Source organism: Microcoleus sp. N3A4 (assembly GCF_036701805.1).
GTDB lineage: Bacteria > Cyanobacteriota > Cyanobacteriia > Cyanobacteriales > Microcoleaceae > Microcoleus.
Map to the genome: position 1 here is coordinate 25,467 of NZ_JAUBRJ010000029.1, position 20,987 is coordinate 46,453.

At 45.4% G+C, this 20,987-nt stretch carries 22 protein-coding genes; 8 read left to right on the forward strand and 14 right to left on the reverse strand.

Features of this window, described 5'->3' with window-relative positions:
- Positions 1 to 33: 33 nt before the first annotated feature.
- From arsH to QUA56_RS17925, 7 genes are all read right to left on the reverse strand, one after another.
- On the reverse strand, positions 34 to 687 hold the full coding sequence (arsH, locus tag QUA56_RS17895; RefSeq protein WP_333359927.1) for an arsenical resistance protein ArsH: 654 nt from the start codon (positions 685 to 687) through the stop codon (positions 34 to 36).
- 7 nt (positions 688 to 694) lie between these two features.
- The gene (locus tag QUA56_RS17900; protein ID WP_333359928.1) at positions 695 to 1,405 is read right to left on the reverse strand and encodes an MIP/aquaporin family protein; all 711 of its coding nucleotides are present in this window, start codon (positions 1,403 to 1,405) and stop codon (positions 695 to 697) included.
- Between the two features lie 72 nt (positions 1,406 to 1,477).
- A complete protein-coding gene (locus tag QUA56_RS17905) occupies positions 1,478 to 2,506 on the reverse strand; it encodes a PstS family phosphate ABC transporter substrate-binding protein (protein ID WP_333359931.1) in 1,029 nt (342 codons plus the stop codon).
- Positions 2,507 to 2,622: 116 nt separating this feature from the next.
- A complete protein-coding gene (locus tag QUA56_RS17910; RefSeq protein ID WP_333359933.1) occupies positions 2,623 to 2,982 on the reverse strand; it encodes a metalloregulator ArsR/SmtB family transcription factor in 360 nt (119 codons plus the stop codon).
- Positions 2,983 to 3,079: 97 nt separating this feature from the next.
- Positions 3,080 to 3,334, reverse strand: a complete 255-nt coding sequence (locus QUA56_RS17915; protein ID WP_333359935.1) for a hypothetical protein — start codon at positions 3,332 to 3,334, stop codon at positions 3,080 to 3,082.
- Positions 3,335 to 3,417: 83 nt separating this feature from the next.
- A complete protein-coding gene (locus QUA56_RS17920; protein WP_333359938.1) occupies positions 3,418 to 4,017 on the reverse strand; it encodes a hypothetical protein in 600 nt (199 codons plus the stop codon).
- 110 nt (positions 4,018 to 4,127) lie between these two features.
- Complete coding sequence (locus QUA56_RS17925; RefSeq protein ID WP_333359940.1) at positions 4,128 to 4,802, reverse strand: HEAT repeat domain-containing protein; 675 nt, start codon at positions 4,800 to 4,802, stop codon at positions 4,128 to 4,130.
- Positions 4,803 to 5,069: 267 nt separating this feature from the next.
- Here QUA56_RS17925 and QUA56_RS17930 point away from each other — a divergent pair, with 267 nt between their 5' ends.
- Positions 5,070 to 7,529: a CBS domain-containing protein gene (locus QUA56_RS17930; RefSeq protein ID WP_333359942.1), complete on the forward strand. Its 2,460-nt coding sequence runs from the start codon at positions 5,070 to 5,072 to the stop codon at positions 7,527 to 7,529.
- 390 nt (positions 7,530 to 7,919) lie between these two features.
- Here the strand turns inward: QUA56_RS17930 and QUA56_RS17935 are convergent, their stop codons facing one another.
- From QUA56_RS17935 to QUA56_RS17960, 6 genes are all read right to left on the reverse strand, one after another.
- Entirely contained in the window at positions 7,920 to 10,277 is a 2,358-nt protein-coding gene (locus QUA56_RS17935) for a polysaccharide biosynthesis tyrosine autokinase (protein ID WP_333359944.1), read from the reverse strand.
- Positions 10,278 to 10,607: 330 nt separating this feature from the next.
- On the reverse strand, positions 10,608 to 10,751 hold the full coding sequence (locus tag QUA56_RS17940; protein WP_333359947.1) for a hypothetical protein: 144 nt from the start codon (positions 10,749 to 10,751) through the stop codon (positions 10,608 to 10,610).
- A gap of 562 nt (positions 10,752 to 11,313) precedes the next feature.
- Positions 11,314 to 12,741, reverse strand: coding sequence for an MFS transporter (locus QUA56_RS17945; RefSeq protein ID WP_333359949.1), 1,428 nt, complete (start codon positions 12,739 to 12,741; stop codon positions 11,314 to 11,316).
- A 502-nt stretch (positions 12,742 to 13,243) separates the two neighbouring features.
- On the reverse strand, positions 13,244 to 13,801 hold the full coding sequence (locus tag QUA56_RS17950; protein WP_333359951.1) for a Uma2 family endonuclease: 558 nt from the start codon (positions 13,799 to 13,801) through the stop codon (positions 13,244 to 13,246).
- Between the two features lie 62 nt (positions 13,802 to 13,863).
- A complete protein-coding gene (locus QUA56_RS17955) occupies positions 13,864 to 14,415 on the reverse strand; it encodes a hypothetical protein (protein WP_333359953.1) in 552 nt (183 codons plus the stop codon).
- A 119-nt stretch (positions 14,416 to 14,534) separates the two neighbouring features.
- On the reverse strand, positions 14,535 to 15,212 hold the full coding sequence (locus QUA56_RS17960) for an ATP-dependent Zn protease (RefSeq protein ID WP_333359955.1): 678 nt from the start codon (positions 15,210 to 15,212) through the stop codon (positions 14,535 to 14,537).
- Positions 15,213 to 15,491: 279 nt separating this feature from the next.
- Between QUA56_RS17960 and rseP the strand changes: the two genes are divergently transcribed.
- The 5 genes from rseP to rpsN all read left to right on the forward strand — a co-directional run bounded on the left by rseP (position 15,492) and on the right by rpsN (position 18,718).
- Positions 15,492 to 16,589 (forward strand): RIP metalloprotease RseP, encoded by a 1,098-nt coding sequence (gene rseP, locus QUA56_RS17965; protein ID WP_333359958.1) that lies wholly within the window; start codon positions 15,492 to 15,494, stop codon positions 16,587 to 16,589.
- Positions 16,590 to 16,843: 254 nt separating this feature from the next.
- Positions 16,844 to 17,533, forward strand: a complete 690-nt coding sequence (gene nth, locus QUA56_RS17970) for an endonuclease III (RefSeq protein ID WP_333359960.1) — start codon at positions 16,844 to 16,846, stop codon at positions 17,531 to 17,533.
- Positions 17,534 to 17,651: 118 nt separating this feature from the next.
- Entirely contained in the window at positions 17,652 to 17,903 is a 252-nt protein-coding gene (locus tag QUA56_RS17975; protein WP_333359965.1) for a hypothetical protein, read from the forward strand.
- Positions 17,903 to 18,235, forward strand: coding sequence for a type II toxin-antitoxin system RelE/ParE family toxin (locus tag QUA56_RS17980; RefSeq protein ID WP_333359967.1), 333 nt, complete (start codon positions 17,903 to 17,905; stop codon positions 18,233 to 18,235). The genes QUA56_RS17975 and QUA56_RS17980 overlap by 1 nt, the downstream gene beginning before the upstream one ends.
- A 180-nt stretch (positions 18,236 to 18,415) precedes the next feature.
- Positions 18,416 to 18,718, forward strand: a complete 303-nt coding sequence (gene rpsN, locus QUA56_RS17985; RefSeq protein ID WP_333148712.1) for a 30S ribosomal protein S14 — start codon at positions 18,416 to 18,418, stop codon at positions 18,716 to 18,718.
- A gap of 198 nt (positions 18,719 to 18,916) precedes the next feature.
- Here the strand turns inward: rpsN and QUA56_RS17990 are convergent, their stop codons facing one another.
- Positions 18,917 to 19,246: a hypothetical protein gene (locus QUA56_RS17990; protein ID WP_333049991.1), complete on the reverse strand. Its 330-nt coding sequence runs from the start codon at positions 19,244 to 19,246 to the stop codon at positions 18,917 to 18,919.
- A gap of 64 nt (positions 19,247 to 19,310) precedes the next feature.
- Between QUA56_RS17990 and aat the strand changes: the two genes are divergently transcribed.
- Complete coding sequence (gene aat, locus QUA56_RS17995; RefSeq protein ID WP_333360031.1) at positions 19,311 to 19,889, forward strand: leucyl/phenylalanyl-tRNA--protein transferase; 579 nt, start codon at positions 19,311 to 19,313, stop codon at positions 19,887 to 19,889.
- A gap of 100 nt (positions 19,890 to 19,989) precedes the next feature.
- A complete protein-coding gene (locus tag QUA56_RS18000) occupies positions 19,990 to 20,691 on the forward strand; it encodes a Uma2 family endonuclease (RefSeq protein WP_333359969.1) in 702 nt (233 codons plus the stop codon).
- The last annotated feature ends 296 nt before the right edge of the window (positions 20,692 to 20,987 follow it).

Below are 20,987 nucleotides of genomic sequence, written 5' to 3' on the forward strand. Positions count from 1 at the left end.
CGGGTGATTCAATCGCCGGGTGATTCAATCGCCTTAATTAACCTCAAGGGCCCGATTTGCTACGTCGATCGTCTCTTTAGCGGCTTGTTCCTTGCGTTCGCTGTAGCGATCGGTCAAATAGTCGGTTTGCTCCCGCAACAGCAAGGTAAACTTGTACAATTCCTCCATTACGTCGATCACGCGATCGCGATAAGGCGAATCCTTCATCGTTCCATCATCATTAAACTCCTGATAAGCCTTAGCAACCGAAGACTGATTCGGAATCGTAAACATCCGCATCCAGCGGCCCAAAATTCTCAAAGTATTGACAGCATTAAAAGACTGGGAACCGCCGCTAACTTGCATCACCGCCAAAGTTCGGCCTTGAGTCGGTCTGACGGCCCCAATGCTTAAAGGAATCCAGTCAATTTGGTTTTTCATAATGCCAGTAATATTCCCGTGCATTTCTGGACTCGACCACACTTGACCCTCCGACCACAGGCTCAATTCGCGCAATTCCTGAACCTTCGGATGCGTATCGGAAACGCTGCCGTAAATCGGCAATTCTAGAGGATTGAAAAACCGAACTTCCGCCCCGAAACCCTCAATAATTCTCGCCGACTCTTCCGCCAACAAGCGGCTGTAAGAACGCTCTCTTAAAGAGCCGTATAGAAACAAAATTCTCGGTTTGTGCGTAAAATTTGTCATGATACTGTTAATTAAAATCCCGAAATCCGTTAGACAGTTCTCGATAAACTGCGACTGCTAATTGCGCTCCCCAAATCGGAGCCACCCAATAAACCCAATGGTGTTCCCAAATTCCGCCAACTAAAGCCGGGCCGAGCGATCGTGCCGGATTCATACTTGCCCCAGTAATTGGCCCCATAAATGCAGCTTCCAGTCCTACAGTTAACCCGATTGCTATTCCCGCAAAACCGATATGAGCGCGCCTGTCAAGTCCAGAACCTAGGATAACAAACATTAGGATAAAAGTCAATACTGTTTCTAAAATTAGAGACTGCAACCAGTTACCATTGAGAGGAACAGTTGCACCGAGATTTGCTACTTCACCTAAAGTAATTAGCAGCAATTGAGAAGCTGCGATCGCCCCCAAACACTGCGCTAAAATGTAAGGCAAGACACGTTTTTTTGGAAAAAAACCGCTCGTCCAAAAAGCTAATGTTACAGCCGGATTCAGGTGAGCGCTGCTAATATGACCCGTAGCATAAATCATCGCGGCAACAACGGCTCCAAAGACAAAACTGATGCCTAAATGAGTGATAGCACCCTGGCTAATTTTGTTGACCATCACGGCGCCAGTGCCAGCAAAAACCAGAATAAATGTACCCAGAAATTCTGCGATTGCTTCTCTCCTGCACTCCGGTGAGAACAAGTTGCTCGCTGTCTTATAAACTGACTTGAACATTGAGTCGATCCGTGATAAGTTTACCTCTGTTGTAGGATTATAGTTGCAATGCAGAAGCCTTCCCACTGATACCTAAAAAGTTGCCTGTTGTCGCAATAACTCGCCAATTGTCGAGTCAAGCTGAGCTTTGCCACCAAAAACTGTCCCCACCTTGCCATTGTAGAAGTGCTGATAAATTAGTTGATAGCCTTCTCTGGGTAAAGGAATATAACCCACAGAACTAACTAAGGTCGGAGCTTTCTTCATGTAGAATTCTACAAAGTTGCGTAGTTCTACTTTTTTTTGAGCCGAGTTGTAGTTGACATAGATAAATAGAGGTCGTGCCAGGGGCTGATACTGAGCTTTTTCTACAGTTTCGCGGGAGGGCAACACTGCTCCTTTGCCTCTGTCAATACCTACAGCTTTTAATTGAGTTTGATTGACTTCGTAATAGCTTAAGCCAAAGTAACCCAAGGCATTTGGATCTTTGATAACTCCCTGCACTAAAACATTATCATCTTCACTGTCTGTGTAGTCGGTACGACTGGCTTTCGCAGTACCTACTGTTGCTTCTGTGAAGTAGTCAAATGTACCGGAATCTTTACCTGCACCATAGAGGGTGATGGGTTGATTTGGCCAACTGGGTCTGATCTGATTCCAGCGAGTAATTTTTCCCTGGGCGGCAGGTTCCCAAATCTTTTTCAATTCCTCTACAGTAATGTTTTTTGCCCAGTCATTTTTGGGATTGACTACTACTGTGAGCGCGTCAAATGCGACAGGTAATTCGTAGTAGCGGATGCCTGCTTTGTTGCAGGCTTCCATTTCCCCTGGGCTGATGGGTCGCGAGGCGTTGCTGATGTCAGTTTCGCCAGCACAAAACTTTCTAAATCCTCCACCAGTACCGGAGAATTCAACAGTAATTGATGCTTTTTTGGGATTGGTATTTTGATATTCTTTGGCGATCGCATCCGTAATTGGATACACGGTGCTGGAACCGTCTATTTTAATGCTTTGCGATTCTGGCGACTGGACTTGTCCGCAGGAGTTGAGAAGCCCGATCGCACCTACGGTCAAAGCAATTATACTTAGTGCGAAAACCTTGGGCTTTTCTGCTGAGTTCATTGACCTCACCCAATGCCATAACTAAGGGGTACACTGGAATCATATCAATAAAATTTGATATGTCAAGTATGAGGAAAGACAAACAGGCAATTAATACATTAAGAAATGTTGATGGGTTAATCTGCGTCAGAACAAGGGCGCGCCGGCAGGATCTGGCTGAAGCGGCGGTATTCGGCGAGGTACTGTTCGAGGGCGACAAACTGAGCTAAATTGAGGCTGTAGTAGATCCAGCGCCCTTCTTGGCGGCTGCGGACTAAAGCTGCATCCTTCAAGGCTTTGAGGTGAAAAGAGAGTTTAGGCTGAGGGACAGAAAGCCGATCGCACAAATCGCAAACGCACAACTCCTGTTCCCGCAGCAACTCCAAAATCTGAATCCGCAGGGGGTCAGAAAGAGCGTGAAAGCCTGCGGAGACAAGTTTTTCCGAAATCTCTCGCTGTGAAATGCGATCGGGCGCAGCCGTAGAATTTTTAAGCATCAATTATTTAGAAAACATCCATCCAACACATCATAGTTTCTCAAGCTTCATCCCAGAAAATCAGTGCATTCAGCATCGACAGATCCTTCGGACTTGATTACTTAGGATTTTGTACCCTTGCCGGCACATCTGTCAGTCCCGCCTTCTGCATCAGCGAAATCACACCTATAGATAGAATTCCCCCAATAATTGCCCCGACAACTACCAGGATAATAAAGACTTTTTGCAGAGTTTTTTTAGTGGCCGGGTGGTACTGTCTCGGCAAGCCTTCACCTTGCTCGTCCAGTTCTTGCTCCAAGGGGTCTAGCGGATTGGATGGATTTGAGTTAAAAGGATTGGGCGCTTGATTCATGGCTGGCTTTGGTTAAAGGATATCAAGAACTATTTTAACTTGCGATTTGCCCTCGCAGGTTAAATCATACATTCTGGTTTCACTCAAGACTCTATAAAATTTATTAAGATACCGAGAATTTTACCAACATTATTAATAAAATATTCGCTGGTGTCAATCTCGATCGCAATTCCTTCTAATTTGAAAAATTTCCAGATACTCCCAGTTGTGACAACTCCATAAATTATCTGAATGTCATTTTCTTGACGCTGGTTAAATATTTGTGCTGCGATCGTTTCTGCCATGCACTGTCCTAAGCCGGATTGGATGTTGTCATTTTTGGCTTCAACCAAGGCGATAACAGGGGATTCAATGACTAGCTGTTCCGGCGATCTGCTAATTAGAAAATCGCAATAACCGCTCAAACCTCTAGCAGCGTCTACATTGAATTCTCGACCGGAAAATAAACTCATCCGTTCCGGGAGCCGTCTTTTTATCTCAACTAATATTGGCGCGACAATTAGCTCGGAGCGAGCTTTCTCGGAATTAATTTCTAGTGCTAAAGGCAGATTGAATTGCAAAGTTTCTTGCAAAAAACTGCTGGGTTCTATTTCGGGAATGTCGGCAAACAAGCCCATCTTGCTCGAAAAGGCGATGCCGAAAGTTGCCTTAATTTGTTCTATGCTAAATTGGCTGTAGGGCATTTAACTCCCTCTCTCAAAACAATAATTTTTTCAAACATCGCAGCCGGGGCGGGTCGATCTGATTCTACTACTTAAATTACAGATTTTAGTGAACCCGCCTCTACAAATTTTTACACTTCTGCTTTCGACAAACGATCGAGAGAAATTGTTGCCGCCTCAGATACTTGAGAATTGCTATCTTTTTCTAAGTATTTTAAAGCCGAAACGCTCTTAACACTCGGCAAATTACCCAAAGCTTCAGCCAGCCTCTGACGGATCAGCCAATCTTCCGACTGAGCAAAATCGAGGATGCGATCGATCGCCCCAATATCTTTAATTTCCCCCAAAGCCGAAATTGCCGCCTGCTGGATCACCACTTGCTCGCTTTCGAGAGCTTTTAGCAACACGTCGCGAGCCCGGGGATCTTTGAGATTCCCCAGAGAAACAGCAGCGCTGAAGCGCACCAGCCATTGAGTATCTTCGTAAAAAGCCCGCACCAAAGCATCAAAAGCTCTGATATCTTCGAGATAGCCCAAAGCACCCGCAGCGTCAGCGCGAATGCCGTAATCTGGGTCAGTTTCTAGCAATTTGACTAGAATGGGATAGCATTCTTCAGTTGGTTTGACTCCGAGAGCAAACACAGCCATCGATCGCACTTGCAAACTTTCGTCGTTCAACACCTTTTTAATCAAAGGCACCGCCTCTGCAGCAGGCACGTTCCGCAAATTGGCCAAAGCCACCATTCGATCGGCTGAATTTTCGCTTTCTAACTTGGCGGCAATTTGCTCTAAGCTTAAAGTTGTCATTATGATAAATCTTGTAGTAAAACTTTACATTCGGGTTATTTTGATTATAGGGGAGTCTCAGGATAAAAGCAGGCAGTAAAAACCGTCCAAGGATTCGAGATCGGTGAGATTGCGAATTAGTGACACCATTAATCTAAAGCTCAGATTGCGTGGAAATAATAAATTAGAAAGTCTATTATTTAAATCCTAAGCACAGGCGAGGTGTTTCTCCCGTTCCCCAAGGCTTTGCCCGATCGTTAGCCGCCCTCTGACAACCTGCAATCAACTATGCCGTTTTACCACCCGCCCTTTTACTCCTCAGCCTTAGAACAAGCGATCGACCGGTACCCCCTAACTGCCGGGCCAGAAACTTCTTTAGCAGTGGCGATCGCCCTGATGAGTCAGTTGCAAAACAGTTGTCCCCTAGTCAAAACACCTTTACCCTCAGACCGGGGGGCGATGACCGAAACGTCGGGGCCGGAGAAGGTGCGGGCCCGCTGCGTGTTCGTCGTGCAGAACGAGCAAACTATTACCACAGGCAACTTATCCGACAACCCCAGCCGCGGGCTGTTAATCGGCATATTAAGTCCCGCCGACTTAGTAAGGCTGATAGCTTCTGGCAAAATAGACAGCCAGCAAAAAGTAGCCCTACACAAAATACCAATTTCCGAAGTGATGTCCCCGGTGTCGGTCTCCCTCACAGAATCCGACGACCAAGACGTGTTCGCCGCTTTATCCTTATTTCGCCAGCACGGGATTCGCTATTTGCCGATCGTCAATCAATTTCGCCACTTGGTAGGAGTGCTGACGCGGGAAAGAATTCGCCAAGTATTGCAGCCTTCAAACATTCTCAAATTGCGGCGCGTAGCAGAATTGATGACTACGCCAATTACAGCGCCCCATACCGCCTCGCTGCTAAGCATAACCGAACTGATGTCACAGCATCAAGCCAGTTGCGTAGTCATTACAAAAAACAAAGAATTAACAATGGAGAAGCCCAAAGATGACTATACCTCCATTTTTCACTACTCCTTTCACCACCCCCTGGGAATTATTACCGAATATGACATTGTGCAGGCACAGTTTCTCGAACTAAATTTCCAGCAAACCCCTGCTCAAAAAGTTATGAGAACTCCCCTGCAATTTCTTCAACCTTCCGATTCCCTGTGGACGGCGCACAAAGAAATGCAGCAGCAACAAGTGCAGCGGTTGGTCGTGTGCGGGGGGCGCGGAGAACTGTTGGGAATTATTACTCAAACGAGCTTGCTCCGAGTCCTCGACCCGACCGAAATGTACCGAGTTGTCAAACAGTTGCAGCAGTCAGTTTATCAGCTCCAAGCCGAAAAAGTGGAACTGCTGCAAAGCCGCAACGCCAAACTGGAACAGCAGGTGCGGGAACGGACTGCAAAACTCCACGAACAATTGCAGCGCGATCGCCTGTTAACTCACATTTCCTTGCGGATTCACCAATCCTTAAACCTCGAAGAAATTCTCCACGCCAGCGTCGATGAAGTCCGCCAAGTTTTGCAAGCTGACCGAGTAGCAATCCTGCATTTAGAGTGCAGCAATTCCGGCATTGTCGTGGCAGAATCCGTTGCCGAAAATTGGCCTTCAATCTTGGGAGAAATCCTGCCCGATAATATTTGGCAAGAATCTGCTTCGGCGATCGAACAGGAAATTTATGCCGTCCCCGACATCGACCAAGCCGGTTTGAGCGCCGAAAAATATGCGCGGTTCCAGCAAGCGCAAATCAAAGCTTATTTGATTGTACCAATTTTGCAAGACGGCAATTTGTGGGGGATGATGTGCGTCCATCAGTGTTCCCAATCCCGGCAGTGGCAGCCTTCGGAAGTGGATTTGCTGCAGCAACTGGCAACTCAAATCGCGATCGCCATTCAGCAAGCCCAACTCTACCAGCAAGTCCAAAACCTCAACACTGACCTCGAACGTCAAGTCCAAGAACGCACCGCCGAATTGCAGCAAAAAGTTCACGAACTCCAGCATTTAAACGTCCTCAAAGATGAATTTCTCAGCACAGTTTCTCACGAACTGCGGACGCCTTTAGCTAATATAAAAATGGCTATTCATATGCTGAGAATTTCTCCGACACCAGACCGGCGCCAGATTTATCTTGAAATTTTAGAAACAGAATGTACTAGAGAAACTGATTTGATTAATGCTTTGCTCGATTTGCAGCGGCTCGAAGCAGCAACTTGTCCGATCGACCTCGAACCAGTAAACTTAGAAGTCTGGCTGCCTACTATTATCGACCCGTTTTACACCCGGGCCCACAACCGGCACCAGGATTTGCGAGTAGAGTGCGATCGCCACCTCCCCACGATTTGTTCCAACCGCGCTAGTTTGGGACGAATTTTAGCAGAGCTCCTCAACAATGCCTGCAAATATACTGCTAATGACGGCGAAATCTCTCTGAAAGTTGAGTGCAAAAAGGGAGACAGGAAAGATGGAGGACAAGGGAAAAATTCGCGACAAGCAAGTGCTCTGGCTTCCGAAATCGAATTTACACTCAGCAATCAATCGTCCATTTCCATAGAGGAATTGCCTCGAATTTTTGAGAAATTTTATCGAGTTCCCAACGCCGATCCTTGGAAACAAGGAGGTACAGGTTTGGGTTTAGCTTTGGTTCAAAAACTTGTCGAACAGTTGCAGGGAAAAATAGAGGTTGAAAGCAGCAATGGCTGGACTAATTTTACCGTCACATTTCCTACAAACCCGGATGGGAATTAGTCCGCCATCAATCGATTTTAGATTTTAGATTTTAGATTTTAGATTTGAAGAAAGCGACTCCACTGATACAGCAGATTCCAGGTTGATGAAACACACCCCAGATATATATCCTCGGTAGGGACACGGCGAAAGCCTTTGTCCCTACCAACCTGGAATACGCTGTAAATCTGGGGGCTTGCGATCGGGATTCGGGGCTTTTTTCTCGCTCCACGGATGAATCCGGGGGCAAGAGACCGAATTGCTTGATTGTCATCTTTTTTGCTCTCATATCATGTCGGTCAATTACCCGCAATCCAGGTGTTTGTAGTGAGGAATGCAAGTCATCCAAAAATCTGAGGACTTGCATTCCTCACTACAAACCAATTTTATTGTGGTCGATCGGACATGATATCACTCTTTTTTGGAAGCTAGTTTGCGGATGTTAGACGATGCTGGTGAAAAATTCAAATATTCATTTTTCTCTTCAACAACTGATGATTTAGATGCTTGATATTTTTTACCTTTGGTGGCATGATTAGCAACTGTTCCCAAGCACGGTATGCCAAAATTTTCTAATTGACTGACAACTGTTTTGACTACAGAAAACTTGACCTGGCGAATTGCTACAACCAGCAGTATTCCATCTGTGCGCGCTGCTAAAAAATTCGTATCTTTACTGTCCACCAGCGGCGGCGTATCGTAGATCACTAAGTCAAATGTTGCGTGCAGTTCTTCCATTAAATACTGCATATGAGACGAGGCAAGCCGTCTGGCAGTACCGGGAACAGCGAGACCGGCAGTTAATACAAAAAGATTATCTGCTAAATGCGATCGCTGGATAATTTCATCGGGTTCGTTTTTATTGTCGAGCAAGTTGCTCAATCCCTTGACATTAGGCAGTTCCAACAGCAAGTGCAGGCTGGGCGAATGCAAATTCGCGTCTACTAACAGCACTCGCTGACCCGCCAGCGCTGCCACGTGAGCTAAGTTTAAAGCAACGGTAGATTTGCCTTCGCCAACTGTAGCCGAACCAATTGCCAAAGAGCTAATCGTTCGATTTGAAGAAAGAAAGCGGATATTAGTATAAAGAGAGTCAAAAGCTTCTATAAATTCCGAAGCAATTTTCTTATTCCCCTCTTTTCCTTCAAGATAAGCATAGGAATTAGCAATAGAAGGCGGAAAATTTTTAGCATTTTTGTCCAGAGGAATTGCTCCCAATAAAGGCGCATCGATCGCATCTTTAACGTCATCAGCACAGTAGAAAATATTGCGGAACTTTTCAATCAGGATAGCTGCTCCCAGACCCAACACTAGCCCCCCAACAACTGCCATCACCAATTTGTTTTTATTTTTAGATGCAAGTGGAATCAACTTGCCTTTAGGATCTCGCGGTATCCGTGGTTCAGAAATTATTTCCCAAGGTACTTGGCTTTGAGCTGCTTGGACGCGGAGAGTTTCCCGCTGACTTAAAAGTTGATCGCGGGTGCGGGCTGCTACTTCTAATTGCTGTTGCAGTTCGTTGTAGCGGCGGGCTATGCTGGGAAATTCTCTTGCTTGTCGGTTCAAATCGTTTTTAGTTTGGCCGATCGCCTGACTGCGAGCTTCTAAGACTTGAACTTGGTTGGCAGTATCAACCAATTGTTTAATCAAGCCTATGCGAATCGAATTTTGAAAATTCTGAACTTTAGCATTAGCTTCCGCGCCTACTAAATTTTGCCCCAAAATTCGCTGGGTTTGCTGGTTGAGCAAAGCTACTAAATTTGCCCGCTTGCGCTCTAAAGCTTCCACTATAGGGTTAGCCGATTTAAAACGAGCTGTTTCTACAGCAATCTGACCTTCTACTTCCTTAACCTTGGTCAGCAACTCTTTATATTGAGGTTCTTCGCTTAAAGCTGAAGCAGCAATAGCTTCATTTGGTGTAAAATCTAATTGTTTTTGCAAGTTAGCGTACAGCGTTTTCTGTTCTTGCAGCAGCCTTTGAGTTTCTAACTCTAAAGTTTCTATTGCCCGAACTTGCCCGATCAATTGCGCGCCTTGTTCTTTAGGATCGGTAATCTTTTGCTGCTGCTGTATCACCTGTAAATCCGACTTCAGATCGTTTACGCGCTTGCTGAGTCCCGGAAGCTGGTCTTCAATAAACTTAACACCTTCACCAATGCGAGTTTTGCGTTCGTCAAGGCTGTACTTTAAATATTTCTTTTTAGTTTCTTGTAAAACAAACTCAACTAATTCAGCGTCAGTCCCGATGAAGCGAACTTCCAAAATTTTAGTTAGCGTCAATTCATTTTCTCCAAGGCGCAAAACGACTAAATTTTTTTGAAGAAGTTCCTCGGTAAATTTTGGATATCGTTTTTGGACTTGTTTAACAATAGCCGACAGCATCTGAGGACTCTGGAGAATTTGAAGTTGAGTTGCGTAGTCCAAACTAAAAAAATCTCGACTAGGCACTGCCCCCCCCTCGCCGCGATTGGCTAGGGCAGCGGGGTCAGCAATTCTTGCCTCCGTTGTCACGGGTTCCACTAGCATCCGAAAATCGCCTTGATATGTTTGCTTACCTCCCTTGATCTGATAAGTAACTCCACCGCCTACGAGACCGATAATCCCAATAATGACGAGGGCTTTTCGCTGAAAAGTCCTCAACAACGGCTTTAGATTCAATCCTTTCTGAGGCTGCGCGCTTAACTCTTCTCCCTCGTCAACGGAAAATTGCTGCACCTGTCTGCTCTGGCTGCTAATGGGTACGATATGAGCGTCCTGTTCTCTTTCCATGTTGACCTCTTTGAGATTTTGTTAGTAAAATCAGCTCAGTTCAGGGGACTTTCTGGTTGATACTTTCACCATTGACTTAAGGATATCACAGGAGATTCTTGGTTGGTCGGTTCCACTTCCTTCTAATAGTTCTCACAACTTTCACATAGTATACAAAAATAACTAAATTTCTATGTTTTGCTGGCGGCAAAAGTTTTTTTACTAACTGAAGAGAGAGTTATATCCGACTGCATTTCTGTCTGCTATGTTGTGCTGGTATTTAGGCTTTCTGGGGGAATCTGCCAACTTTTTCGGGTGTCGCTGAGCTTCGTCGCAGGGGGCGCAATAACTTTACCAAACTTTTACATTTTGCCTTAACACCTCAGCCGCCGCTTGCGCTGGTATTGCCTTGTCATCTATGCAATTTTTCTGTTCGCTCTCAACGGCAGCACTTGTTAACTTACCCGCTAACCGATCGACTAAAAAGTTTTGCATTTTCCATGTAGATATAATTAGCAGCATTCAGCAGATTTTTGGAACGGCAACTAATCCAATCAATTTCCCTGAAAAATCTGTCTCTTCTTTTAATTATAAACTTTTAAACGAGCTGGACGATTGCTGAAGTTTCAGAGAATTACTAATTTTCGCGATTATATCACAAACTGCTCTCATTAGGCGCGAAAGACATATAAATTAATAATTAGTGTTCTCAAACTCGATCGACATCTCGAAAAACTCAAGCGTTCTGGGTTTTTCTACCGGGGCGGATGGTGCTGCGCGATGTTATGTTTTTTTGTAGAAAAATCCGGTTTCTGGGTTCCTGGACTTATTACTAAAACTATCGCTTTGATTCGCCCTCCGAGCAAGCTATAGCAATCCTTTCGGGAAACGCAACAGGCTTTTTTTTGAACCAACCCATGAAAGAGGCTGATGACACATTCTTCAGGGAAGAGAAAGAGTTCGCACATGATGGGAGGATTGCTATGGGTATCGCCAGAATTAGCTGTTTGTAGTTGTTAGTTTTTGACTTCACTAATTACCCGCTACTCATTACCGCTTACTGATTTTGTGCTTTCTTTTCTCTAAGTTTCAACAAGATTTCTGCATGAACTTCGCGAGTAATCGGATAAAAATGTGTGAGAATCATGCCAGCAATTAAAGCAATTGTCGGCAGCGGCCCGATCGCAACTCGAATCGCAAACAGTGCAGAATCCGGCTGTACTGGCGCAGCCTGTCCCTGAACTGTGGCAAGGAATCCAGCTCCTTCTAATGCTTGTCCCACAAACCACAAACCGAGCGCCAAACCAATTTTTTGCAACAACACCATAAACGAATAGAACACGCCTTCGCGTCTTTCTCCTGTTTGGAGTTCGTCGAGTTCAATTACATCCGGTATCATCGACCAAGGTATTAGATAAGCAGTAGAAACTCCGACACCTGCCATGACTGCCAGCAGGTACATCTGGACTACTTGTCCTGGTTGCAAGAAAAACAGTCCGGCTTGGGCGATAATCCACAAACTCATGCCCATAAAATATACGGCTTTTTTGCCGTATCTCTCGCTGACTTTACTCCAAACAAATAACATGGCGAGTGCAGTTCCTTGAACTGCGATCGCAGTTTGGGTAAAAGTTGCTGCCGGCAGTTTCATCCAGTCGATTACAAAGTAGGGCAAAATAGAAGCAGTTAATTGCACTCCCAGCCAAGAACAGAGGTAAATTCCAATTACGTACAAAAAAGGGCGATTGTTAAATGCAATCCGCAACTGTTCTTTCAGTGGCAAGGAAGTTGAACTGTCCTCTACTGGATTTTCTTGCAATTGAGAGATAACGTGTTTGCGGGTTCCTAAAAAACACCAGTACAAAGGCAACACTGAAATCACTGCACAGATTGCGCCTAATACTAAGTATTTTTGGGTGTCATCTTTAACTATTGCAAAGATAATTTGCGCTAAAATTAACGACAAAATGCTGCCGCCGATCGAGAAAGAAAACCGAAAACTGTTAAGGCTAGTGCGTTCGTTGTAGTCTTGGGTTAATTCTGGAGTGAGGGCGGTGTAAGGCAGGTTGACGGCGGTGTAGGCCGTGTTAAACAAAATGGCGATCGCCACATAGTACCAAAATAGTATCGTTGGATCTTTGCTGGGAACAATCCACTGCAAAAAGAAGAAGATGCCGAAAGGAATTGCCCCGTAAACGATCCAAGGATACCGGCGCCCCCAGCGGTGAGATGTGCGATCGCTCAAAACCCCCACAATCGGGTCATTTACAGCATCCCAAACCTTGCCGATCAGCAAAATGTTGCTAGCAGTACCCGCAGCCAAGCCGGCGACGTTGGTAAAGAAATACAGCAGGAAAAATACCAAAACATTCGCAGTAATTGCGGGGCCGAGGTCGCCGGCACCGTATGCTAATTTTGTTGACAAACTGAGTTTTTTTGTTTCGGGGTTGTCGGCGGCTGGGTGAGGCGGGGAAGTGTTGCTCATAAACTTTGATTTCGGGGTGATTTTGCAGGTGGGGGCTTTGTAGTAGGAGTATAACTCGGTATGCGTCCTATGACTAAATTTACTTGAGCGATCGGGATGATCCTGAAAATTTGGTAATTGATAATTGGGAATTGGGAATTGATAGATTTGTAGGGGCGGGTTCACCAACAATAATCGCCCCAAAACAAACAATCTCAAAAACCCGCCCCTACTACCCAACAAACAAGCCAAATGTACGTTCAGATTTGCGGTGGGATGGGGGCGGGTTTATATGAATTGTCCGTCATTGTTATGTATGGTTTGTGAACCCGCCCCTACAACGTTTTGGTAATTCGAACGATATCAATATACACAATACCCGTAGATACCGTAGGGTGCGTCGCCACAGATAATCTACTTCCCAAGCTCGAAAATCTAGCAGCGACGCACCCTACAAGGGGCGGGTTTTACCCGAAATATCGATCGGTAGCTAAAGATATCGATAAACCCGCCACCCACAGACTTAAGGAAACAGTTGCGAAATCTGAACTTCTATTTCTGGAAATGCCAGCATTGACAAAATTTCATCTTCATTAAACATAGTTTCTTGCCTGTAATTTCCCCCCATCGGTTCGCGAAAAACATAAACTTGCCGCGTGTTAACATCAAGTATCCAATAATCAGGAATTCCGGCCTTAGCATAAGCCGGTGCTTTTCGCTTGCGGTCTGTTTCTAAAGTCGTATCAGCTATTTCTACTAATAAGAAAATGTTGGCGGGTGCGGGATGAAAATCTTGGTACAGCCGGGGGTCGATTTGCACTACAGCAATATCCGGTTCTGGTTCTGAATTATCACTTAGAGCGATCGGGTCTTGGATGCGAATTAAAGCAAGTCCTGCCAGCAGATTTCTGAGATAGTCGGCTGCACAGAGGTTAGTTGCTGCGTGGGGAGGATTTTTTGCACTCATTGAGATAATTTGCCCGTCAATTAATTCGACTCGTTCATCGGGATTGAGAATGCCAGTTTCGGTCATGCGGCGGTATTCGCCTACAGTCCACAAGCGTACATCTGTTAGAGTCATGGCACAATTTCCTTTTGCGGTATTATCTATTATCGATGCACATTCTAGTTTTTCTTAAATCACTAGGTCAACAATCTAGATTTTGCTGTAATTGCTCCCACGCACCACAAAATAGCATTCACAATCTCCGATCGCTGAATATCTTCTTCATCTAAAAAACTTGCAAACTCTTCCTCAATATTCAAATGGTCGGCAAAATGATAAAGTATGCGCTTGTATTCAGTTGGCATCGGTATTAAAGTAACTTTCACTAAATCTAAAAGCGGGTTCAAACAGTTGAGGATAGTAGCTGACTCGTCAACATCTTCGGCATCGAGCAAGTAAAGCGTTTCTGCTATGTCACAAATAGCGTCTATTTGTGTTGGTAACTTTTCCAGTTCGCTGACATCGATATCGCACAATTGGAGAGCGTTAATCGCTAATTCTGGACGGCTAAAAAATACAAGTTGACCGCCGGCTACTAAAGGCGGCTCTTGTCCTCCATAGACAATTAGAGTATATAGATTCGGTACTTCGGTGTCGGGGTCAATGCGGAAACCGAACAGCCACAGCAATTTTTCTGGATTTGGGTTCGCTGTTTGCAGTGTTGTTGCAAAATTTTTTGGTTCTGACATGAATTTTAAATCTCTATAAAATTTACGCTCTTCAAGCCGGTTTCTACGCAAAATATGGGTTTTAGTAACAAATATACAAAGACACCGGGTCGATCGGGCAAGAGTGGGTAATCTTTCTCCTACAAATTTTGCTGGATAATGTCGCAGCATTCGGCGACGGTTGCTCTTTCTTCCATTGCTGCGACTAGGGCTTCGTAAGCTGATTTGTGGCTTTCAATCAGGTTTTTGGCTCGCAGCAAACCCCAGTTTTGTTTGAGTTGAATTTCGGAACTGGGACGGCGCATTTGTGTTAAGATTGCGCTAATTTTTGTGCGGTCTTCTGATCCTCCTTGTGCGCTGCCGTAAACAAATTTTTCGGCGACGATTCCGGCCATCCACACGGTGCAGTATTGGTCTAAAAGTTGGGAGGAAAGAGTGCCGTTTTGCAGTTGAGATGCTAATTGTTCGTCTTCAAATCGGACGCCGCCTTGGGCTGTTTGGCCTTGTTTGAAAGCTTCCCAAGCGTTGAGGGCGTAGCTGGTTACGGGAATTCCCAAGAGGTGGGCAACGAGGAAGTGTCCGGCTTCGTGGTGAAGGATACGATCGCGCTTTTGTTTGGAAGTTCCTCCCAGCCAATCTAATAAAATAGTACCGCCTTGACCTTGCCACTGGAAACTGTCGAGAGTAGCTAGCCCCAACAGGCAAAAAGTGGCGATCGCAGGTACGGCTTCTGGCAAGTTGAATAGGGGCCCCAACAATATTGAAACGGTGATGGCAAAGATAGAAATAGCGATAATATTCAAAGAAGTGTCTTTCATAATTGGGAATTAGTAATGGGGAATTGGTAATGAGGAATTGGGAATTGGGAATTGGGAATTGGGCATCGGGCATCGGGCATCGGGCATCGGTTGAATTATTTTTTTTCCTTCTTCCTTTAGAAAGGCGAAAATTTACATCAGCCCGATCGCGTACCGGCCTGGACTTTGGCTTAAAATGCCACCTTCCAGTTTGACTGAAAATTGCTGCTCCGAAGCCACCGATATTAAAAAGATATTAAAATAAATCAAAGTCCAGTAAAAGTGTTAGTGGAATCCTTCATGTCAGTTTTGGCAGCGATCGCAGTTTTAGGTATCTTGATTGTCGTTCACGAACTCGGCCACTTCCTGGCGGCGAGACTTCAACACATCCACGTCAACCGCTTCTCCATCGGTTTCGGGCCCATCCTCTGGAAGTACCAAGGCCCGGAAACTGAATATGCCCTCCGCGCCTTTCCCCTGGGAGGTTTCGTGGGTTTCCCAGACGACGATCCAGACAGTACAATTCCCCCAAATGACCCGAATTTGCTCAAAAATCGCCCCGTGCTCGATCGGGCGATCGTCATTAGTGCAGGGGTAATTGCCAACTTAGTTTTTGCTTACTTCCTGCTGGTGGTGCAATTGGGCACAGTCGGCGCGGCAGAAATGAACTACCTACCGGGAGTTAAAGTCCCGGAAGTCGCCGCGGAAGTCAGTTCGGCCGCCAAACAAGCGGGAATTCGATCGGGCGACGTTGTTCTGTCTGTTGACGGCAAGGAATTGGGCGCTTCCCGCGAAGCAATCAAATTATTGGTCGCAGCAATCCAAGATCATCCCAACCAACCCCTAGCTTTGGAAATTCAGCGCCAAGAACAAAAATTTGTGGTGACAGTAACTCCTGAAGAGTCGCCCGACGGCAAAGGTCGCATTGGCGTGCAGCTAACTTCTAACGGCACTGTGGTGCGGCAGAGGGCCGGATTTGTAGAGGCGTTTAGCAAGGCCGCGACAGAATTTGAGCGGATTGTGGTGCTGACGGTTCAAGGTTTCGGGCAGTTACTTAGCAATTTCAGCCAGACTGCCGACAAGTTGTCCGGGCCTGTGGCGATTGTGGCCATTGGTGCAGGGATTGCCAAATCGGATGCTGCGAGTTTGTTTCAGTATGCGGTGTTAATTAGCATCAATTTAGCTGTGATTAATATCTTGCCATTACCTGCTTTGGACGGCGGTCAGCTAGCTTTTCTGTTAATAGAAGGACTGCGGGGCAAGCCTCTGCCGAACCGCATTCAGGAAAATGTTATGCAGACTGGTTTGATGCTGTTGTTGGGTTTGGGAGTTTTCTTGATTATTCGGGATACTGCTAATTTGGCTGGGTTTGATTTGCGAAGTTTAATGCAACAGTAAATGATATCAATTCCGCTTGCACCGAAATGATTGTTGACGGTTGACTGTATTAGGTAGTGCGAGCGTCCCCGCTCGCTAACAAAATTGCGAGCGGGGATGCTCGCTAACAAAATCGCGAGCGGGGATGCTCGCTAACAAAATCGCGAGCGGGGACGCTCGCACTGACATTATCCAAATATACTATTCCGATTCAACCGGAAACGATTTAAAAAATAACTCATAACAAATAACTCATAACAAATAACTCATAACAAATGACTAAAAAGTTAAGTTTAAAACAACGATCGCTAGAAATTCTGATTCGCCTCAAACGCCTCTATCCAGAAGCTCCTTGTACTCTCAACTACGAAACTCCCGTGCAGTTGCTGGTGGCGACGATTCTCTCGGCTCAGTGTACGGACGATCGAGTAAATCTGGTAACGCCGGCTTTGTTTGAGCGTTTTCCCGATGCGGTTGCTTTGGGAAATGCTGATTTAGAAGAATTGGAACGTCTCGTGCGATCGACTGGTTTCTACCGCAATAAGTCTAAAAACATTAAAGGTGCTTGTCAGGCGATCGTCAATAAATTTAACAATCAAGTGCCGCAGCGGATGGAACTGCTGCTAGAATTGCCCGGAGTTGCCCGCAAAACAGCTAATGTCGTTCTCGCCCACGCTTTTGGTATTAATATGGGCGTGACCGTAGACACTCACGTCAAACGTTTGAGTCAGCGGTTGGGATTGACCGAACATACCGATCCTACAAGGATCGAGCGGGATTTGATGGTATTGTTGCCGCAGCCGGATTGGGAAAATTGGTCGATTCGGTTGGTTTATCACGGCAGGGCAGTTTGTAATGCGAGAAATCCGGTTTGCAATATTTGCGAACTTGCAGATTTGTGTCCTTCTGCTAATATTTCGGAGGGTGCGTCAGTGCCGAGGCTCGCAACTAGCATTAAAATATAGAATCTGACGCACCTTACAATTGCTGAAATGAAGAGTTTATAAATGAACTCGATCGGTCGCTCGTTTTTTGAGTTTGCTATAATTCTTGTCAACAGCTTAATACTAAGGAAGTAAGTATATGAGTATTGCGATTTCCCTCAGTCCAGAAATAGAGGCACTACTTCGTGAAAAAGCCGATCGGGAAGGACAAGATATTAGCCTTGTTGCTGCCCAATTGCTAACTCGGATATTAGAATGGGAAGCCCGAGACTCTGAAGAAGCTATTGAGGGTATTCAGGAGGGGTTAAATGATTTTGAGTTAGGACGGTTCCGTTCTTTTGATGAATTTGCTAAATCACAGCGCACCAAGTACAGTTTTCCAGCGAATTGATGACATATATCATTGAAATTTCTAGCGTTGCAGAAGCACAAGCTGATAGTGCATTCCTGCTCTTATCTCAGATGATATCACCAGAGAAAGCAAGGGAGTGGTATGAGGGATTGTTGAAGGCAATCGAGTCTTTATCGGCGATGCCAAAACACTGTCCTATAGCCAGGGAGAATCAATACTTCAGTAAAGAAATTCGGCAATTACTTTACGGTAAAGGGCGCAACTCATACCGAATTCTTTTCACTATTGCCGAAAGTGAAGATGTGCCCGCAGTTCGCATCCTCCACATTCGAGACGCTGCACAACAAACTCTTGGCGAGAACCAGGAGTAGTTCCTAGGGTGCGTCAGCTCGAATTCGAGCAACTGTCGATCGCACAATATGAACTGACGCACTCTACAAATCAGATCAGTTGTTGTGTGTAAATAAAAATATTTCAAACTAAAGTTATCCAAAATGACTAAAATATAGTAAAATAGTAGATTGTGATTTATCTAAGGATATCAACAGATTATGGCTAAAAAGAGCATGGTCGAGCGCGAGAAAAAGCGCCAGAGACTCGTAGACAAGTACGCCGACAAGCGGGAAGACCTGAAAGACCAGTTTGACCAAGCTAGCAATCAGATGGACAAAATGGCGATTCACCGCCAACTGCAACAGCTACCCCGCAGCAGTTCGCGGACTCGCTTGCGGAACCGCTGCTGGGCAACTGGACGGCCCAGAGGTTACTATCGTGACTTCGGACTGTCTCGCAACATGATGCGAGAAATGGCTCACGAAGGTCTTTTGCCCGGTGTTGTGAAGTCTAGCTGGTAGCACGAAGAAAGAAGGAAGGCACGACACGGATGATGACACGGATACACGGATGATGTTTTTCTGAAATTGTCGTGTTTCTGGAAATTTATTCTAAAGAAAAAGGAAGAAGGAAGAAAAAACTCACAATTAATCGGCAGGATTAGGTTTGGGGTTGATTTTTGTTTCAGACTTATGAGTTAAATTTTCCTCCTTCTTGCTTCACTGGCCGCAGCATTTATCGATGCCGAGACTTTCGAGTAACAAGTCGCTGACGGCATTGGCGATCGCAAATTCGCCGTAGAAGCTTTTAGAAAAATCATAAGCCTGCATTTCGGTGACGATCGCAATTACGAGGCTGCCCAGGTCGTTTTCGCCTTCCATACGCTGGCGGACATAGATTTGGGCAGCTCTTTTAGCTATTTGCTGGTTGGCTGCTTCTGGGATAAACTCGGAGTCTAGCCATGCCAGCAGCGTTTGTTGGAGCCATTGGCCTTCTTGTTCGGGGTTTTTGGCGGGCGGTAAGGTAATAGGTTCAATGATTTCAGACATGATTATTCCTAATTGCTAATGTTGACTTTGAAAAGTTAACTGACAAATGACAACTGATAAATATATGCAATATGATATACCGACAATTATACAAGGATATGCCCAAGGCTACTTCTTGATGGCAAATGACGGCGAGGAGAGTTTGGGGTGGTATTCGAGCCGTCAGCGGGCGCTGATTCCCCTGGATGAAAGATTTACCTATCCCACATCGCTGCGCCGCCAACTCAATCAAAATCGGTTTTCGGTGGCTGTGAACCGCGATTTTGGGGCGGTGGTTGAGGGTTGTGCCGATCGCGAAACGACTTGGATTTCTAAGGAACTCAAACAGATTTACTGGGGTTTGTATGAGGCCGGTTGGGCTTACAGCTTCGAGACTTGGTGCGGGGACGAATTGGCGGGCGGTATTCTCGGATTGTCGATCGGCGGTGCGTTTATTGGGGAGTCGATGTTTTACCGAATTCCCGAGGGTTCTAAGGTGGCGATGGTGAAGTTGGTGGAGAGATTGCGCGATCGATCTTATCTACTTTTCGACGCTCAAATGAACAATCCGCACTTGGAAAGATTCGGCGCTTATACTGTTAAGGAAAAACTGTACAACACTCTTTTGCAAGCAGCTTTGAAGCGCCGCTGCTCGCTATTTTGAATATTCGGTCATTAGGGAAACAGCAGTGCCATTTTCGGCGCGGAGAGTTGCTTCAAACAATAGTATAATTAAACCCAGATACTTCTCGGAGACAACCACTATGCAAGTCACAACCGCAGAAATTATTTATCCTTCCAGCGACGGTCAACCGATGGCAGAAAGCACAATTCAATACGAATTAATTGTCAAAATTAAAGAAGGTTGCGAATCGCTGTTTAAGAATGACCCTAACGTTTTTGTAGCCGCCGATTTACTCTGGTATCCCGTTGAGGGGAAACCAGAGATTTCTCAAGCACCTGATACGATGGTGGTATTTGGGAGGCCAAAGGGCGATCGGCTTTCCTACATACAATATCGAGAGGACAATATCACTCCTCAAGTCGCCTTTGAAATTCGTTCCCACAACGACAGCCAAACCAAAATGAATAAGAAACTTTCATTTTACCAGCGTCACGGAGTTGAGGAATATTACCTTTACGATCCAGAAAGAAATGAGTTGCAAGGTTGGCAAAAAATTGAAGGAATGTTAGAAGTAATTGAGCCGATGGAGGGATGGATAAGTCCGAGATTGGGTGTGCGGTTTGAGTTGGGTTCAGAAGGTTTAGAAATTTATCGACCTGATGGAGAAAAGTTTCTTTCCTATGCGGAAGTAGAAGAACAGGGGTTATTAGATCGCCAGCGCCTACAACAAGAATCTCAAAGGGCCGAACGAGAATCTCAAAGGGCCGAACGAGAATCTCAAAGGGCCGAACGTTTAGCCGCCAAACTGCGCGAATTGAACATCGATCCAGATAGCATTTAAGCCCGAATAAATGCTAAGAAACCCGATTTATTTTATCAATCGGGTTTCTGGGAATTGCGGTTATTTATTCTTTTAGGATTTACGCATCAAGACCAAAGAAACCGGGTTTTTTACGGTTTTGCCGACTGTAACGAAATATTCTCACAAAAAACCCGGTTTCTGACCACCCGTGCGTAAGTCTGATTTTTTTAACGGCGAATGGGAGGTTTTGCCGATCGCCCCCCAACTAAAATTCCCCATACTACAATATATAATACAGATATTGGAGCCAAAATGCTTGGAGCTCAGAAAAATCC

Coding starts and splice junctions, on each gene's coding strand:
- QUA56_RS17915 (WP_333359935.1), bottom strand. CDS start 3,334: ATGAATCAAGCGCCCAATCCTTTTAACTCAAATCCATCCAATCCGCTA.
- QUA56_RS17960 (WP_333359955.1), bottom strand. CDS start 15,212: ATGAAAGACACTTCTTTGAATATTATCGCTATTTCTATCTTTGCCATC.
- nth (WP_333359960.1), top strand. CDS start 16,844: ATGACTAAAAAGTTAAGTTTAAAACAACGATCGCTAGAAATTCTGATT.
- QUA56_RS17950 (WP_333359951.1), bottom strand. CDS start 13,801: ATGACTCTAACAGATGTACGCTTGTGGACTGTAGGCGAATACCGCCGC.
- QUA56_RS17955 (WP_333359953.1), bottom strand. CDS start 14,415: ATGTCAGAACCAAAAAATTTTGCAACAACACTGCAAACAGCGAACCCA.
- rseP (WP_333359958.1), top strand. CDS start 15,492: ATGTCAGTTTTGGCAGCGATCGCAGTTTTAGGTATCTTGATTGTCGTT.
- QUA56_RS17945 (WP_333359949.1), bottom strand. CDS start 12,741: ATGAGCAACACTTCCCCGCCTCACCCAGCCGCCGACAACCCCGAAACA.
- QUA56_RS17990 (WP_333049991.1), bottom strand. CDS start 19,246: ATGTCTGAAATCATTGAACCTATTACCTTACCGCCCGCCAAAAACCCC.
- QUA56_RS17935 (WP_333359944.1), bottom strand. CDS start 10,277: ATGGAAAGAGAACAGGACGCTCATATCGTACCCATTAGCAGCCAGAGC.
- QUA56_RS17910 (WP_333359933.1), bottom strand. CDS start 2,982: ATGCTTAAAAATTCTACGGCTGCGCCCGATCGCATTTCACAGCGAGAG.
- QUA56_RS17940 (WP_333359947.1), bottom strand. CDS start 10,751: ATGCAAAACTTTTTAGTCGATCGGTTAGCGGGTAAGTTAACAAGTGCT.
- QUA56_RS18000 (WP_333359969.1), top strand. CDS start 19,990: ATGCAAGTCACAACCGCAGAAATTATTTATCCTTCCAGCGACGGTCAA.
- QUA56_RS17925 (WP_333359940.1), bottom strand. CDS start 4,802: ATGACAACTTTAAGCTTAGAGCAAATTGCCGCCAAGTTAGAAAGCGAA.
- rpsN (WP_333148712.1), top strand. CDS start 18,416: ATGGCTAAAAAGAGCATGGTCGAGCGCGAGAAAAAGCGCCAGAGACTC.
- QUA56_RS17980 (WP_333359967.1), top strand. CDS start 17,903: ATGACATATATCATTGAAATTTCTAGCGTTGCAGAAGCACAAGCTGAT.
- QUA56_RS17930 (WP_333359942.1), top strand. CDS start 5,070: ATGCCGTTTTACCACCCGCCCTTTTACTCCTCAGCCTTAGAACAAGCG.
- aat (WP_333360031.1), top strand. CDS start 19,311: ATGCAATATGATATACCGACAATTATACAAGGATATGCCCAAGGCTAC.
- QUA56_RS17900 (WP_333359928.1), bottom strand. CDS start 1,405: ATGTTCAAGTCAGTTTATAAGACAGCGAGCAACTTGTTCTCACCGGAG.
- QUA56_RS17905 (WP_333359931.1), bottom strand. CDS start 2,506: ATGAACTCAGCAGAAAAGCCCAAGGTTTTCGCACTAAGTATAATTGCT.
- QUA56_RS17920 (WP_333359938.1), bottom strand. CDS start 4,017: ATGCCCTACAGCCAATTTAGCATAGAACAAATTAAGGCAACTTTCGGC.
- QUA56_RS17975 (WP_333359965.1), top strand. CDS start 17,652: ATGAGTATTGCGATTTCCCTCAGTCCAGAAATAGAGGCACTACTTCGT.
- arsH (WP_333359927.1), bottom strand. CDS start 687: ATGACAAATTTTACGCACAAACCGAGAATTTTGTTTCTATACGGCTCT.